The organism is Gulosibacter sediminis, from assembly GCF_014904065.1.
Taxonomy (GTDB): domain Bacteria; phylum Actinomycetota; class Actinomycetes; order Actinomycetales; family Microbacteriaceae; genus Gulosibacter; species Gulosibacter sediminis.
The window spans coordinates 1-399 of the sequence record NZ_JACXJG010000053.1 but is presented as its reverse complement, the minus strand read 5'-3'; the positions used below and the strand labels follow the sequence as shown (position 1 = coordinate 399).

Sequence of the window (399 nt, the reverse complement as noted above, 5' to 3'; positions counted from 1 at the left end):
GTCTCGAACTCGACGGGGGTCAGTCTCCCGAGTCGTCGCTGTCGGCGCTTGCGGTGATAGATGCCCTCGATCCATCTCACGATCGCGAGGCGGAGCTCGTGTCGGGTGCCCCACGGGTGCCGGTCGAGAACGTTCTTCTGCAGCAGCGAGAAGAAGCTCTCCATCGCCGCATTGTCCCCGCACGCCCCGACGCGGCCCATCGATCCGCGCAGGCCGTGACGCTTGAGCGCCTTGACGAAGCGGCGGGATCGGAATTGACTGCCTCGGTCCGAGTGGACGATCACGTCGGTCGGGTTCCCTCGGTGCGCGACCGCCATCTCCAGCGCCTTCACCGCGAGCCGCGCCTTCATCCTGGAGTCGATCGCGTACCCGACGATCCGGTTGGAGTGGACGTCCTTG

General features: G+C 66.4%; 1 protein-coding gene. It reads right to left on the bottom strand.

Annotated features, from left to right (window positions below; all coding sequences use genetic code 11):
* A partial coding sequence (locus ID132_RS12925) for a DDE-type integrase/transposase/recombinase (protein ID WP_193128813.1) occupies window positions 1-399 on the bottom strand: 399 nt, incomplete at both ends.